This window comes from Myxococcus sp. AM011 (assembly GCF_013372595.1).
GTDB lineage: Bacteria > Myxococcota > Myxococcia > Myxococcales > Myxococcaceae > Myxococcus > Myxococcus eversor.
This window is the reverse complement of record NZ_JABXEM010000273.1, coordinates 1-14625: the sequence shown is the minus strand read 5'-3', so window position 1 is coordinate 14625 and position 14625 is coordinate 1. Positions and strand designations below refer to the sequence as shown.

The 14625-nt window shown below is 70.3% G+C and carries 9 protein-coding genes; 2 read left to right on the top strand and 7 right to left on the bottom strand.

The features are described from left to right. Positions 1-29 precede the first annotated feature (29 nt). The 3 genes from HUW62_RS38595 to HUW62_RS38585 all read right to left on the bottom strand — a co-directional run bounded on the left by HUW62_RS38595 (position 30) and on the right by HUW62_RS38585 (position 5040). On the bottom strand, positions 30-1670 hold the full coding sequence (locus HUW62_RS38595; protein WP_163865946.1) for a TolC family protein: 1641 nt from the start codon (positions 1668-1670) through the stop codon (positions 30-32). 142 nt (positions 1671-1812) lie between these two features. Beyond that, the gene (locus tag HUW62_RS38590; protein ID WP_176437249.1) at positions 1813-3873 is read right to left on the bottom strand and encodes a HEAT repeat domain-containing protein; all 2061 of its coding nucleotides are present in this window, start codon (positions 3871-3873) and stop codon (positions 1813-1815) included. 147 nt (positions 3874-4020) lie between these two features. Further along, positions 4021-5040, bottom strand: a complete 1020-nt coding sequence (locus tag HUW62_RS38585; RefSeq protein WP_176437248.1) for a hypothetical protein — start codon at positions 5038-5040, stop codon at positions 4021-4023. 146 nt (positions 5041-5186) lie between these two features. On the opposite strand from HUW62_RS38585, the gene HUW62_RS38580 reads away from it, so the two are divergent. Together HUW62_RS38580 and HUW62_RS38575 are read left to right on the top strand one after the other, a co-directional pair. After that, positions 5187-6428: an AAA family ATPase gene (locus HUW62_RS38580; protein ID WP_163865949.1), complete on the top strand. Its 1242-nt coding sequence runs from the start codon at positions 5187-5189 to the stop codon at positions 6426-6428. 121 nt (positions 6429-6549) lie between these two features. Beyond that, positions 6550-7383, top strand: a complete 834-nt coding sequence (locus tag HUW62_RS38575) for an alpha/beta fold hydrolase (protein ID WP_163865950.1) — start codon at positions 6550-6552, stop codon at positions 7381-7383. A 151-nt stretch (positions 7384-7534) separates the two neighbouring features. Here HUW62_RS38575 and HUW62_RS38570 read toward each other — a convergent pair whose 3' ends face one another. The 4 genes from HUW62_RS38570 to HUW62_RS38555 all read right to left on the bottom strand — a co-directional run. Further along, a complete protein-coding gene (locus HUW62_RS38570; protein WP_176437247.1) occupies positions 7535-10426 on the bottom strand; it encodes a HEAT repeat domain-containing protein in 2892 nt (963 codons plus the stop codon). Beyond that, complete coding sequence (locus HUW62_RS38565) at positions 10419-11630, bottom strand: VWA domain-containing protein (RefSeq protein WP_163865952.1); 1212 nt, start codon at positions 11628-11630, stop codon at positions 10419-10421. Before HUW62_RS38565 ends, HUW62_RS38570 begins: the two co-directional genes overlap by 8 nt. After that, positions 11627-13939, bottom strand: coding sequence for a DUF5682 family protein (locus tag HUW62_RS38560; RefSeq protein WP_176437246.1), 2313 nt, complete (start codon positions 13937-13939; stop codon positions 11627-11629). Before HUW62_RS38560 ends, HUW62_RS38565 begins: the two co-directional genes overlap by 4 nt. After that, a partial coding sequence (locus HUW62_RS38555) for an AAA family ATPase (RefSeq protein ID WP_176437245.1) occupies positions 13939-14625 on the bottom strand: 687 nt, incomplete at its 5' end. The genes HUW62_RS38560 and HUW62_RS38555, both read right to left, overlap by 1 nt.

Genomic DNA, 14625 nt, shown 5'->3' with positions numbered 1-14625 from the left:
GGCCACCGCCCACCCCGCGCCCCATGTCCTCACCAGTCGCATGCCGCCTCCGCAAGGAATGCCTCGACGCGCGCCTGCTCCAACTGGAACTCGCGCACCACCAGCGCCAGCTCCGCTTGTCGCAACTGCGCCGCCGTCTGGATGAGCTCCAGGCTGGTGCCCGTGCCCACCTCGAAACTGCGTCGGGTGAGCCTGTCGTTCTCCTCGGCCAGCACCCGCTCGTGCGAGGAGATGTCCCGCGAGGCCTGGGAGACCTCCACCCCGCGCCGCGCCTGCGTGACTTCCACCGTGACGGAGCGCTCCAGTTCCACCACCTGCTGGCGCGCGATTTCCGCCTCCGCGCGGGCCTGTCGCAGCAACCCCTCGCGCGCCCCGCCGTCCCAGAAGGGCAGGAGCAGGTTGGCGCCGATGTTCCAGATGGGCACGTTCACGAAGTCGTCCGTCACCGTGAGGGCAATCGTCGTGCTCGTCAGGGATATCGAGGGCGCGTACTGCGCCTTCACCGAGCTGACCTGCCGCTGCGCCACCTTGAAGCGCGAGCGCGCCGCCGCCAGGTCCGAGCGCCCCTCCAGCTCCTGGAGCTGGCGACAGTCCTTCCTCGCGCTCTGGAGCAGTTCGTCCACGCGCACGCCCTTGGCCAGGCCCACCGCCTGCGGCAGGCCCAGGGCGAGCCCGAGCGCCTCGCGCGCCTGTCGCAAGTCCTCGTCACCCGTCACCACGAGCGCCCGCGCGGACTCGGTGTCCTGCTTCACGCGCACCACGTCCAGCTTGGTGCCCGCGCCCAAATCCAACCGGCGCTGCGCGAGCGCGAGCCGCTCCAGGGCGGTGCGCAGGTTGACGCGGTTGACCTCGGCCAGTCGCTCCTGCGCGGCCACCTGCACCAGCGCCCGCGCGAGCGAGGCACTGAGCTGACGCCGCGTCTCCGCGAGCGACCACCCCGCGGCGCGCTGGGCCTCGCGCGCCGTGCGCCGCTGGTCGATGGCCTGCAGGTCGAACAGCGGCACGGACGCGGAGAGGATTCCGGCGAAGGGGGGCTGCGTGGGGGTCAGGGTGCTTCCCGTCCCCGACCCCGTGCCTCCGAGTCCGCCACTGATGCCGCCGCTGATGCTGTCGCCCGTTCCGCCGATGAAGGTCGTCGACTCGGGGTCCAGCACGTTGTACTGCACGCCCACCGTGCCGGTGATGACGGGCAGCAGGCCCGCCAGGGCGACTCGCGCCTGTCCCGCCGCGGACTCCACCTGGGCCAGCGCCGTCCTCAAATCGGTGGACCGCTGCCGCACCAGGTTCAGCGCCTCTTCCCAGGACTTCACCTGGATGGGCGCGGGCGGCATGGGTGTCAGGAGCGGGTCCGACACCTCGGGCTGTGGTGCCGCGGGTGGCTCTTCGCTCGTCTCCGTGGCTTCGTCGTCGGGCTCCTGGACGGGCGCATCCTGTCGCTGAGAGGAGGTGCTCGACGCCCGTGACGGCGCTCCAGGGGGCTTCGCGAGTGTGCCCTGTCCTGGGGTCGACGGTGGCCTGGGCGCGCCGGGATTCTGGATGGGCAGCACCTTGGGCGCGCCGTGTCCCTGGGTCCGCTGTCGCACGGCGGTCGGCGGTCTGGCCTGGGCGAGCGGCACCCCTGGCTCGGAGCCAGGGTGCGAGAGGAGGAGGGCGAGCAGCAGGGCGTTCATATCGGGTGCCCTGAGGTAGGGGAGGCACCCGATACCGGCCACGTACCCCAGGGCCGGTCCACGCCTGTCGGACAGAAGGGACGAGAGGCTGCTCAGCAGTGGATGGAGCGTGCGGGGCTTGCGTTCGCCGCGTGGCTGCCGCTCAGCGGCCCTGTTTGAGCATGGACAGACGCTGCTTCGCCGCGCGGCTCTGCGGGTCGAAGCGCAGCGCGTCCTCGAGCCGCTCCTTGCCCTTCTCCACTTGTCCCTGGACGACATACAGGTCGGCCAGACGGACGAGCGCGTCGGCGTTGTAGGGCTGCAAATCCAACGCCCGCTCGAACTCGCGGATGGCGGTGGGCAGGTCCTTCCGGCGCACGGCGAGCTGCCCCAGCATGATGTGCGGCTGCACGAGCCCGGAGGTCTCCGGCCGCGACGCCAGCGCCTCCACGGCCGCGGTGCCGCGCGTGTCGCCGAAGCTCGCCAGCGTCAGCGCCGCGGACTGGCGCACCCACGTGGAGCCATCCTGGAGCAGCGCCGCCAGGTCCTCCGTGGCCTCCTTGCCACCCACGGCGCCCAGCGCATCGATGACGTCCGCGCGCAGCACGCTGTCCTGCGTTCCCTTCAGTGCGGCGCGCAGGGCGGGCACGGCCTCTTTCTTGTACCGACGCCCGAGCACCTTCGCCGCCACGCCGCGCAGCGACGCCGCCTCCTTCGAGTCGGCGAGCACGGCCTCCAGCGCGGGCCGGCTGGTGTCCGCCGTCTTGTCATCGAAGGCATCCGCCAGGCGCACGCGCCGCTCCTGCCGCTTCGCGGAGTCCGGCCACAGTTTCGTCAGGGCCTGGTCCATGGCCTCGGGCGTCTGTTTCGTGTGACAGGTGTTGCAGGCATTGGGGATGGCGTGGCGCGTGGTGTTCCCGGGCGCGGGCACGTCGAGCGCGTGGTCCGCGAACTTGTCGAGCACGCCGGAGACGACGGGCGGCATGTGACAGGCCAGGCAGTCCTGCGCGGCGCGGCCGGTGTGCTGGGTGTGTTTCGTGCCCGCGGCGAACAGGTCCGCGTGGCATTGCTGACAGGTGGCCGAGCCCACCGAGATTTTCGCGGCGGTCTTCTCCGGAAGGTTCAGCTCGTTGGGGGCGTGCGGCTCGTGCGGCGCGGTGTGACAGGTGAGGCAGGTGGCGCCGCCCTGGAGGTGGCACTGCGACTGGATGAGGGCCTGGTACTCGAAGCTGGAGGTGCTGGGGCGACCGTCGGTGAAGTAGTCGCCGGAGCGCTCGTTGCCCACGAAGAGGACGATGGGCTGGTAGAAGTCCTCATACTTCTGGCCGGGCTGGAAGCGGTGCGCGCCGTCGAGGATGGGGAAGAGGGGACGGCGCGGGCCATGGCACTGCGCGCACACCGCGAAGCCCAGCTCCGAGGACAGCTTCGATGGCTGGACGATGTCCTTCGGGTCCTGCGTGTCGGCGTGCCTGGCGCCGGGGCCGTGGCAGCTCTCGCACGCGACGCCCGCGTCGGTGAAGCGTGTCGTCCACGTGTGGGTCGCGCGGTCATGGCGCGCGTCGAGCCCGGTGACGTGACAGTCCAGACACGCGTGCTGTGCGCTGCGACGGAAGTTGGCCCAGAAGAACGGATGGTCCGGAGTGAGCGCGCCCTGCTTCGTCTCCGAGTAGTCCACCCACTCGCTCTTGCCGGTGACGTGGTAGTAGACGGGCAGCACCTGCCAGCGACCGTCGGCGAGCACGGTGACTGGGTCCTGCATGCGTTTGCCGCCCACCACCCACTGCACCGGGAACTCCGCGAGCTGACCGTCCGCGCCCTTCGTGCGCATGAAGTGGTGCTCGCCGTCGCGGCGCATCCACGCCTCGCTGGAGTCTCCCTTGAAGTGCGTATTCTTCCGGTAGTCGCCCACCACGAACTTCGACGTCGCCGGGGACAGCGCGCGCGAGTGCCAGCCCTTGCTCCATTCGGAGTGCTCGTCCTCGTGGCACTCACCGCACGCCTCGGCGCCGGCGTAGACACCGCGTGGCGGGTGTCCGTCCTTCACCTCCGTGGGAGGCGGCGTGGCCTGGGCCACGGGCACGGGAGCGGGCTTGGGAGGCGTGGGAGCGGAGGCGCTCGCGGTGGCCGGAGCAGCCGGCGTGCGCAGCGCGAAGGTGACTCCCGCGGCCGTGCCAATCAACGCGAGGAGGACGAGGGCGAGCAGGGCGGGACGAGCGGGGCGCATGTCGGAAGTCCCCTCAGCCTGCCCGTCGCGCCCTGTCGTGACAAGCCGGGCTCCCAGGGATGGCGGGATTGAGCCGTCCTCCCAGGTTGGACCGTCCGTCACCTCGCCCCGCGTGCGAGCAGCGGGGCGGGAGCGAGCGGTGTGTCGCTACTCCTTGGGCTCGTAGTACTTCACCGGTCCGGAGAGCCACACGGTGGTGCCCTCCGTGCGCTCCAGCAGTTCGTCCGCCAGCTTGCTCCAGTCCTCGTAGGGGCCCACGACCTCCAGGCTGGAGGGCACGTAGCCGAGGAACTTCTGGGGGCCCACCGCGCGGACCGTCGCGGAGGGCGCGCGGTACGGGCCTTCGTTGTGGAAGCCGTAGAGGCCCCAGGTCTTCCAGGAGCGGCTCAGCGCGTCGTAGCGCAGCGGTGCGCAGCTCGTCTCGGCGATTCGCGCGGCGTCCGTGTCGCTCTCACCCGAGCAGACCTGGAGGCTGTCACCGAGCTTCACGTCCTCGAGCGGGCAGGCCACCTGGAGGGAGTGCTTGCAGTGGCCGATGGGCTCGGGCGCGCCGCGCTCGCTCCAGTAGGCCTGGACGAAGGCAGCCGAGCCCGTCGGGTCCTCCCACTGGATGGACTCACCCAGGCCCTGGAGCCGGACCCAGGGGACGGAGGTGCGCTGGACGAGCTCCTCCGCCAGTCGCTCCTTCTCCCACGTGTGTCCGATGGGCTCCAGCTTGAAGGGGACGAACCCCACGTAGCCTCCCGACTCCAGGGGAGCCAGGGTTCCGGCGCCGTCGAGCGTGACGCCTCCGCCCGTCGAGCCACCCGGACGTCCCGCGACACCGCCGCCGGTTCCCGAATCATTCCTCGCCTGGTCGCAGAGGTTGGTACAGGCGTTCGGGGCGTCCTTCTTGGCCTCCTCCACGTTCTCCGTGGAGCAGCCCGTGGCGAACTTGAAGTTGGTGACGGTGGGCGGAGGGCAATGACAGGGGATTTCCCAGGTGAACTTGCAATCCCGCTCGAACCCCTTCGGAGGCTCGCCAGTTCCGTTGGACGCAAATCCGATGACGCCCCCGAAGTTGCGCGCCTGGGCCGGCGTGCTCCAGGTGACGACGCTCAGGGCGGTCAGGAGCCCGAGCAATGAAACCCTCGACATGAAACGAATCAGGCGCGGCTGAGGAAACATGAGTGACCTCCGTCAATGAGTTGCACCAGCAGCCTGACTGTCACAGGAGTTGTTCACAATGGGTGTTGATTGACTTCTCGGGGAGTAGCGTTTTGTGTCACAGGCAGGGTTGACCCTGGCGTGTCCGGGGGAGAGGCTGGTGGGCGATGCTCAAGCTCCAGTGGCTCCAGGTCCACCAGTACCGCTCCGTGAAGCCCGGCACGCGGCTGTCGTTCAGCCCGTCCTTCAACGTGTTGCTGGGCCGCAACGGCACGGGGAAGACGTTGCTCTTGGACCTCCTGGCCGCCGTCGCCAGCTCGGACTTCACGGCCATGGCACAGGAGCCCTTCGAGTTGGAGTACGCGCTGAGCGCGGACACCGGCCGAATCACGGTGCGGGTCCGAAACGTGCCCCAGGAAGGGCCCTCGGGTGCGGGGCTGTCCATGGACATCGTCGTGTCGCCACGCGACATGGCCTGGCCGCTGGTCATCCGCCGCGAGGGGCTCCAGGTCACCGTCTCGCGCGAGGGTGACACCTCGCTCGTCGTCCAGGAGCGACTGGCCCCCGAGGTCGCCGGCCGGCTGTGGCTGGTCCTCATGTCCGGAGGCATCGCCTGGGTGGAGAAGACGGGCGAGGGCGCGGCCACGGTGGAGCCGCTCTTGGCCATGGCCCGTGAGGTGTCGGCGCTGGCGGGGCTGTGCCGCTTCGACGAGGGGCTGGCCTACTTCGAGCATCTCTATCAAGTCGAGCTGCGCCTCTCCCGCAGGGCGGAGGGCGTGCTGGCCACGGGCACGGGGCTCGCGTCGGAGGTGCTGTTGGACGGCCTGCGTCGGCTGGCGGCGGCGCAGTGGGGCTCCGCGCGCTACGTCGTCCCGTCGGACGCGGTGCCCTTCCTGCGCGACGCGGCGCGGCTGCTCGGCTTCACCTCCGCGGAGGCCACCCTCGTCCCCATGGAGGCACCGCCCGCGGGCAAGTACGAGTCCCTCACGCTCGGGGGCCTGGAGCTGGACTTCCTGGGGCCCGGGGGCACGCGGGTGTCCGCGCGTCAGCTGGGGCATGGCCAGAAGCGCCTGCTCGCCCTCCAGCACTACCTGGCCCGGGCGCGCGCGGTGGTTGTCGTGGACGAGGTGGCCCACTCGCTCCACCCCCAGTTGGTGCGGGCCAGCGTCGAGCCGCTCAAGGGGCGGCAGAGCTTCTTCACCAGTCAGAGCCCCGTGTTGATGGACCTGCTCGTCTTCGAGTCCGCCGAGCACGTGCGCGGAAGCCTGGTGGTGTGTCGTCGGGAGGAGGCCACGGGGCTGTTGACGTGGGAGGACCCGTCGCCGGAGGCCGCCGAACGACTGTTCACTGCGAGCGCCGCCACGCCAGGCCAGACAGGGGCCCTGCTCCAGGCCCAGGGGCTCTGGTAACCCAGGCACGTCCGTTCTCCCGTGGGAGTCCGCGAGTCGACAGCCGGCGCACCGCGGCATGACTGTTGCCATGTCGCGTCACGGGCTGGCCTATCCTGCGGGGAGTGGGGAGGGAACCGCCATGCCGATGCTGTCCGTGAATGGAACTGAGTTGCATTACGAGGATACGGGAGGCTCTGGAGAGCCCATCCTGTTCAGCCATGGGTTGTTGTGGAGCACGCGGTTGTTCGACCCCCAGGTGGATGCGTTGCGGGGGCGCTATCGCTGCATCGCGTATGACCACCGGGGGCAGGGCCGCAGCGCGGTGCCCGACGTGAGCACCATCGACATGGAGACGCTGTACCTGGACGCGGTGGGGCTGATGGAGAAGTTGGACCTGGGGCCTTGTCACTTCGTCGGTCTGTCGATGGGGGGCTTCATCGGCATGCGCATCGCCGCGCGCCGGCCGGAGCTGCTGCGTTCGCTCAGCCTGCTGGAGACTTCGGCGGACCCGGAGCCGCTGGCCAACGTGCCGCGCTACACGCTGCTCAACCTCATCGCCCGGATGGCGGGGCTGCGGCCGGTGGTGGACGCGGTGATGCGCATCATGTTCGGCCGGACGTTCCTGTCGGACCCGAACCGGGCGGAGGAGCGGGCGCTGTGGCGGGCGCGGCTCCTGGAGAACCGGCGGGACATCTGGCGCGCGGTGAACGGCGTCATCCGCCGCAACGCGGTGTCGCACGAGGTGCCGAACATCCGCGTGCCCACGCTCATCGTCGTGGGAGAGGAGGACGTGGCCACCGTCCCCGCGAAGGCCGAGCGACTCCACCAGTTGATTCCGGGCTCGAGGCTGTCGCGGCTGCCAAGAGGAGGCCACTCGTCCACGGTGGAGGAGCCCGCGCTCGTCAACGCCGCGCTCGGCTCCTTCCTGGAGTCGCTGGAGCGCTCGCCCGTGCCGTCCTCGCGGGCGGGGTGAAGCGCCGAGGCAGTCGCGGGTGAGGCCGCCCGTGGTCGTCCGCGCGGGCGGGGTGATGCGACGAGGCTGGTGGCTCGCTCCGTCCTCACGGCGACGCTCGCGAATGATGCGAGCGTCGTGAGGCGCGAGCGGAACCCGCCCGGAGGCGAGCCTAGGTCTTCACCCCGAGCGTCTTCTTCGCCGCGCGCGAGAGCGTCTTGTCCCCGGCCGCGTCGGGGATGTCGAGCAGGGCCGCCGCCACCGCCTTGCCCGCGCCGTGGATGTTCTCGTTCGCCAGCTTCAAGTACGTCCCGAAGCGCGTGAGTCGCTCGGGGTGTGAGCGCGCCGCCTCCACACGGGCCAGCAACACCTTGGAGAGCGCGTCCGCGGGGAATCGCTCGAACAGATTGCGCAGCGCCTGTCGCTCCAGCGCCTCTGGCCGAATCTCCGCCAGCCGGACAAGGGGCTCCAGCATCGCCAGCCCGAAGGTCTTGAGCGAGTCGGACACGACGCCCGGCTTCCACCCGTCGACGAACGCCGCCAGCAAGGTCTCCGCCCCGCGCACGTCACCCAGCACGCCCAGCGCGTACACCGCCGTCTTCGCCTCCTCATCGTCCGCGTCGCGGGCCTCCACGCGGTGCACGTACTTGTCCAGCACCTCCGCGTCTCCCAGCCACGCCAGGGCCATGGCGGCGCGTCGCCGCACCTCGTTGGACGGGTCTCCGTAGAACACCTGTCGCAGCACCGGCCACGCCTGCGTCAGCCCCAGTCCCTCGAGCTGGTCCACCGCCGCCAGTCGAGCCTCTCGAGTCGGCTCCGACAGTGCCCGCTGCGCGAGCGGGCGGACTCTTCCCTGTCTCACCTGCGCGAGCGCCGCCACGGACCCAGGGCCAGTCTCCCGGGCCTGGATGTCGTTGAGCACCTCGCGAGCATGGAGCCGCAACCCCGCGTCGTGGCCCTTGCGAGTCAGTCCGTCCAGCAGCACTCGCGCCTCATGGACACCCAGCTGTCCCAGCACCTGCATGGCGGTGCGGCGCACCATCCGGCTGTGGTGCTCGGACAGGGCCTGCTTCGTCACCTCCAGCACGCGCTCCTTCTTGCATGACGCCAGCGCCCGGACGACGGCGGTGCTCGCCGCGCCGTCGCTCCACGCCGGATAGAGCGATTCCAGAAGCGAGTCCGCGCCCAGGCTCGCGTAGTAGTGCGCCGCATGGGCCGTGGCCTCGTAGCGCGACAGCTCTCCGCGAGCCCGCTTCAGCAGCGCCTCGCCCGGAGGCAGCGGCGTCTCGGGCTTCCGGATGTGGATGCTCGGGTGCGTGGGCACCGGCTCCAGCGTGTCGGCCTGGACCTGCGCCGCGCCCGCCAGCCGCACCAGGGCGATGCCGAGCACCTGATACACCTTGATGAAGTCGTCCAGCCGCTCCGCCGCGTCAGGCCGCTGCGCCAGCGCCTCCAGCAGCGCCCCGGGCTTCTCCAGCCCCAGCTCCCGCAGCCGCGCCACCAGCGGCTCCACCGCGCGAGGTGAAAGCGACGGCAGGCCATTGGAGAACTTCTCCGCCAGCTCGTCCCGCACCTCGGCCAGGGCGATGGCGGCGCGAGACGCTCCCGCCGCGCGTGCCGCCTCCGCCCACCCGCTGCGAGGCACCGCCACCGGCGCCTCCGGCCGCGCGCGCCGACGCCGACGCCGCGAGGGCTCCTCCGGCGCTTCACGCAGCCCCAGGCCGCGCAGCTCCAGCCCGTCCGGAGTCTCCACCACCACCGCGAGCGGAAACAGGGTGGGGAGCGCCGCCTCCAGCCCCACGTCGCCCAACACCACTTTCAGGGTGGCCCCTTCCAGCGCCGCCGCGAAGGGCTCCTCCAGCCGCGGGTCCGCAGGCAGGAACAGTCCGCGCTCGCCCGAGTCCACCAGCTGCGAGCGCTGTCCGCTCGCCAGGAGCGTCTGCACGCGCAGCGCCACCGGCAGCAGGTCCGGCGCGAAGACGTCCTTGCGATGCTCCTGGAAGGCCGCCAGCGCGGCCCCCACGTCCGGAAGCGCCGCCTTCACCAGTTGCCGCAGCGCCGAGTCGTCCTGCGGATGCGTCGTCTTCGTGCTCTCCAAATCCAATCGTCGAGGAGGAAAGCCCGGGTACTGCCCGCCCTTGGCCTCCTCCAGGATGACGCCCGCGTGACTCTTCTTGGGCTCCACCGTCTTGAGGAACGCGGGGAGGATTTGCTTCTCCGTGAAGTGGGTTCCGGAGCCCAGCTCCAGGAAGCGGCTCTCCCGGACGAGGAAGTTGTCGGGCGTGACGCGCGTGGTGAACGAATACTCCACCAGCGTCAGTCCCTCGATGGGCGCCCGGTCCTTCTTCGTCCACGTCTTCCCAATCAGCTCCTCGACGTAGCGGTCCTCCAGCGGCTCTCCGCCCAGGTGCTTCTCCACCTTGCGCGCGGTGAGCAGCATGTCCGCCACCAGGTCGGTGAAGACGGGCGGCTCGAACGTGCCCGTGCGCGCCGCCGCCTGCTCCAGCAGGGCCGCCACCTCCACCGCGCGCGCCGCCAGTCGCCGCAGCCCATTGGCGCGCAGCGACTCCGCCAGGGCGCGCACCTGCTCGGCCCGGTCCTCGGAGAGGGACGCCACGCCGGACAGGCCCAGCTCCCGCACCAGCGTGGACACCTGCGCCACGCCCGCCTTCATCAGCTCGCCCGTCTCCGTCTTCCCCTTCTTCACGCTCTTCTTCGCGGGCCCGCCCGCGCCCGCCGGAGCCGAGTCGGTGGTGACGAAGGCCTCTGGCGCGCGAGCCCAGGCCACCAGCAGCGCCGCCGCGTGCTTGCAGAACGGCCGCGAGCGCGCGGCGACACAGGAGCACCGCCCCTTCACCTCACGCCCGTCCCCGAACACCAGCGACACCTTGTAGGGCGTGGCCCCCGAGCCGAGCGCGTCCGCGAACAGGCGGTTCTCGAAGCGGGACAGGTGCAGGAGCTGTTTGTCATCGAAGATGCGCGTCCCCTTCGACACCTCCGAGGGGTCGCCGATGATTTCCGTCAGCCCTCCGACGCTGGCCACCACCTTGCGTATCTCAGCCATGGCGCGACTCCTTGTGGGCGGCCAGCAGCGGCGCCAGGTCCTGGTTGCGCATCACCCGCTCCACCACCTCCACCAGCCGCTTGGGCGTGCACCCGAAGCAGGGGATGCCCAGCGCGGTGAGCCTCTCCGCCATCGCGTGGTCGTACGTGGGCTGGCCCCCATCCGACAGCGACAGCAGGCACAGCACCTTCGCCCGCGAGTCCACGAGCTGGCGCAACCGCGCCACCAGCTCCTCCGCGTCGCCGCCCTCATAGAGGTCGGTAATCAGCAGGAAGAGGGTCTTCTCCGGCCGTTGCACGTGGTTCGCCTGGGCATAGGCCACCGCGCGGTTGATGTCCGTGCCGCCGCCGAGCTGCGCGGTGAACAGCACCTCCACCGGGTCCGTGAGGAGCGGCGTCATGTCCACCACCTCCGTGTCGAACAGGATGAGGCGCGTGCGCAGCACATCCAGGGACGCGAAGATGGCCGCCATGACGGAGCTGTACACCACGCTCTGCGCCATGGAGCCGGACTGGTCCACCACCAGCGTCACGTCCCACTCATGGTGACGGCGCTGGTTGGGCCAGAAGGAGAAGCGCTCCGGCACCAGCCGCTTGTGCTCCGCGTCCCAGCCCTTCAGGTTCTGCCGAATCGTGCGCTTCCAGTCGATGTTGCGCGCAATCGGCAGCGGGCTCGTCCTGTCCCTGCGCAGGGCGCCGAACACGGCCGTGCGGACGGTGGACTCCAGCTTCTTGCGCAGCTCCTCCACCACCTCGCGGACAATTTGCCGGGCAATCGCCTTCGCCTCGTCGGGGATGAGGCCGCGCGCGCTGACCAGCGTCGTCACCAGCTCCACGTTCTTGTCGAGGAAGGGCAGCGTCTCCGGCTCGAAGAGGAGCTGGGTGAGCCCCTTCTTCTCGATGGCGTCCTTCTGGACGAGCGCAATCACATCATCGCGGAAGAAGCCGCGCAGCGCGCCGAGCCACTCGGGGATGTACGGGCGCGAGCCGGACGAACCCCCGCGCTTGTCGCCGTAGACGAAGGACAGCGCGTCATCCAGCGCCTCCAGGTCCCCCTGGCCCACGCCCACCGAACTCGCCTGGGCGCCCAGTGCGCGCAGCGAGGGACATGCCCCCGTCTTCTCCGCCATTGGACCGAGCGCGAGCCGCCAGCGCAGCAGCGCATCCCGGTCCTTCTCCGCCAGCTCCTTGGGGTCCACGCTCATAGCAGGTCATCCAGGTCGTCGAGTGCCTTGCCCAGCTCGGCGCTCATGTCCTTGAGCTTCGCCGTGTCCTTCTCCTCGAGCACCGTCTTCACGGCCCGCCCCTTCTCTCCGAGCTGGCGCACCGCCACCACGTTCTCCATCAGGTAGCGACGCTCGGTGGTACCCAGCACGGCCAGTGCCCTCCTCAATACCGGCAGGGTCTGACGGAAGCGCTCCGGGTCGATGCTGGCCAGGAAGTCATCCAGGGCCTTCACCACTTCACGGTTCTTCACCAGCACCAGCGCGTTGACGCCCAGGAAGCCCTCCAGCCAGGACGCGCCCTCCTCCGGAGCCACCGCCAGCGACAGCCGCAATCCGACGATGGTCGCCACCTCCGCCTCGCTCAGCTCGTGCGCCAGGTACAACAGCCCCGTGGCCATTCCCGACGTCGCCGGGTGAACGGTGCTGCTGGCCATCAGCTCGCGAGCCTCCGCCAACCACCCGGCCTTGTCCGCGAGCGGCTGGGCCAGCGCCACCTCGTGCAGGGTGCGCAGCGCCTCCGTCACGGAGGGCAGGGCGTCCGGAGCGCAGTCGCAGGACTCACGCACGCGCAGCAGCGCGCGGGAGAAGGTCTTCTGGCAGAGCACCGTCACCGCCTCGTCGCCCACGTCCGTGTGCGCGCGCGAGGTGCCATAGGCCACCAGTCCGGACAGCGCGCGAGCCGCCGACGCGAGCGACGGCAGGTCCACGTCCGTGGCCGCGTGCGTGTCACAGGCGCGCAGCGCCGACGCCATCGTCTGCGGGCAGCCGGTAATCACCGACTCCAGCAGCACCTCCGCGGCGGAGCCCGTGGTCTTCGCCGCGTCCAGTTGCTCCTGGAGGACGCGGGTCGTCACGGCTTCCAGCGAGTCGCCGAGGACGATTTTCTCCACCAGCGCCACGTCAGTGGACGGGGTCCACTGCGCCTGCCAGGACTCGCGCACCCGCGTCAGCGCGGCCTGTCCGCCGGCCTCCTGGGGGGAAGCGCGCTGTTGTCCCGTGGCCGCCAGCGTCGCATACGGAATCCCGGCCACGCGCAGGCGGTGGAGGAACACCGAGGAGCCGACCTCCACCGTGTTGTTCAGGCGCAGCGTGAAGGTCTCCGGGCTGTCGGTGCTCGGCAGCCGGCGCGAGTCCAGCTCCCGCCAGAACTCCGCCTGGAGCGAGTTCTTGCCGATGCGACTGGCCACCCGTCCGACTTGATGACCGACGACGCTCTTCCACAGGAAGGCGTCGACATGCGTCGCATCTCCCCGACACAGCGTGGCCACGGTGGCCTCGCGCAGCTCGTCGAGTCCCGGTGCGCTCTTCTCGCGCAGGTCCGCCAGCGTCATCGCCAGCCGGTACGCCTCCAGCACGTCCGACAGGGACGCGGTGAAGCCGCGCATGCGCAGGTGCGCGGCGAAGTCGATGAGCACCTCCAGCGTCGCGCGCCGGAAGTCGCACTGGGCCTCGTGGGCCTTCTGGTAGAAGTGCGGCGCCCGATTGCCCGCGCCGTAGCCGAGCTGCTCGGACAGCCGGGGGAAGCTGTACGGAATCACCGTCACCGCGCAGGGCACGGCCTTGGGCAGCTTCGCCTCCAGCGCGGGCTCCACGTCCCGGGCCAGGAAGGCCGCGATGTGCGCGGCGCCGGCCACCACGGCGACCTTGTCCGGCGAGACTCCGCTGGCCACCACCTCCAGCACCTTGCGCGCCATGAAGGCATCGCGCCAGCGGTGGTAGTCCTGTCGAGGACCCGCGTTGAGCACATCCGCCCAGGCGAGCAGCACGGGACGGAAGCCCTCGGGCGTCCAGTCGGGCGCCTCGAACAGCGCCTCCCACAGCTCTTCGAAGGAGCGGTAGCCCTGCTCGCGGGCGAAGCGCTCCGTGAGCGGCTCTTCGTCATGGACGTGCTCGTGACGCTCGGCCTCCGGGACATCCTCGCTCTCGACGCTGGCCGTCTCGGCGTGGCGGTCCATGCCCAGGCTGACGCCGACGGGGATGTCGATGAACGACGCGCGGGCGCGGTTCACCTTCGCCCAGCGCAGGGCCGCGTACTCGGGCGAGTAGTCAGCGAAGGGCCACAGCGCCGAGCCCGGGGTGTCATCCGTGCGGTAGCCGAGCAGCGCGATGGGTGGCTTCGTCTCCGAGTCACACAGCACGTCAATCAGGTCGGAGGCATCACAGGGTCCCTCGATGAGGACGACCTCCGGCTTCACGCGCTCCAGCCAGCGCCCGAGCACCGCCGTGGTGCGCGGCGAGTGGTGGCGCACCGGGAACAGGTGCACCCGGGAGAGCAGGTCCAGGTCCATCAGCCCCTCAGGAGCTTCTTGCTGGCGGTGTAGAGGTCCTTCCAGGCGCCAGTGCGGCCCTTGGCGACGGTCTCCATGTACTCGCGCAGGGCCTTCACGTCGTCCTCCTGCTCCTTCACCACGGCGCCCACCAGCGAGGCGGCCAGCTCGTGGGGGGTGACCTTTCCGCCGCCGAACTGCTCCGCGAGGATGGAGCTGTTGAACAGGACGCTGATGGCCTCCGCGGTGGACAGCACGGCGCCCGGGGTGCGGACCTTCGTCTTGCCGTCCTTCGTCACGCCCTTGCGCAGCTCCTGGAAGAGCGTGAGCAGGATTCGCGACAGCTCCTCCGGAGGCGGCACGCCGACCTGATAGTCATTGCGCAGCTCCGCCTCGCGCTTCGTCACGATCTGGATTTCCTGTTCCAGGTCCTCGACGACGGGGACGGTGACGAAGTTGAAGCGGCGCTTGAGGGCGGCGCTCATCTCGTTGACGCCCCGGTCTCTCGTGTTCGCGGTGGCGATGAGGTTGAAGCCGCGCTGGGCGCTGACCACCTCGCCCAATTCGGGGATGGAGACCTGCTTCTCCGACAGGATGGAGATGAGCGCGTCCTGAATCTCTGGGGACGTGCGGGTGACCTCCTCGAAGCGGGCGAACTTGCCGGTGCGCATGGCGCGCAGGACGGGGGAGGGGACGAGGGCCTCGGG

Bases quoted from the DNA above. Each gene is read 5' to 3' on its own strand.
- HUW62_RS38595 (WP_163865946.1), bottom strand. From the start codon at position 1,670: ATGAACGCCCTGCTGCTCGCCCTCCTCCTCTCGCACCCTGGCTCCGAG.
- HUW62_RS38590 (WP_176437249.1), bottom strand. From the start codon at position 3,873: ATGCGCCCCGCTCGTCCCGCCCTGCTCGCCCTCGTCCTCCTCGCGTTG.
- HUW62_RS38585 (WP_176437248.1), bottom strand. From the start codon at position 5,040: ATGTTTCCTCAGCCGCGCCTGATTCGTTTCATGTCGAGGGTTTCATTG.
- HUW62_RS38580 (WP_163865949.1), top strand. From the start codon at position 5,187: ATGCTCAAGCTCCAGTGGCTCCAGGTCCACCAGTACCGCTCCGTGAAG.
- HUW62_RS38575 (WP_163865950.1), top strand. From the start codon at position 6,550: ATGCCGATGCTGTCCGTGAATGGAACTGAGTTGCATTACGAGGATACG.
- HUW62_RS38570 (WP_176437247.1), bottom strand. From the start codon at position 10,426: ATGGCTGAGATACGCAAGGTGGTGGCCAGCGTCGGAGGGCTGACGGAA.
- HUW62_RS38565 (WP_163865952.1), bottom strand. From the start codon at position 11,630: ATGAGCGTGGACCCCAAGGAGCTGGCGGAGAAGGACCGGGATGCGCTG.
- HUW62_RS38560 (WP_176437246.1), bottom strand. From the start codon at position 13,939: ATGGACCTGGACCTGCTCTCCCGGGTGCACCTGTTCCCGGTGCGCCAC.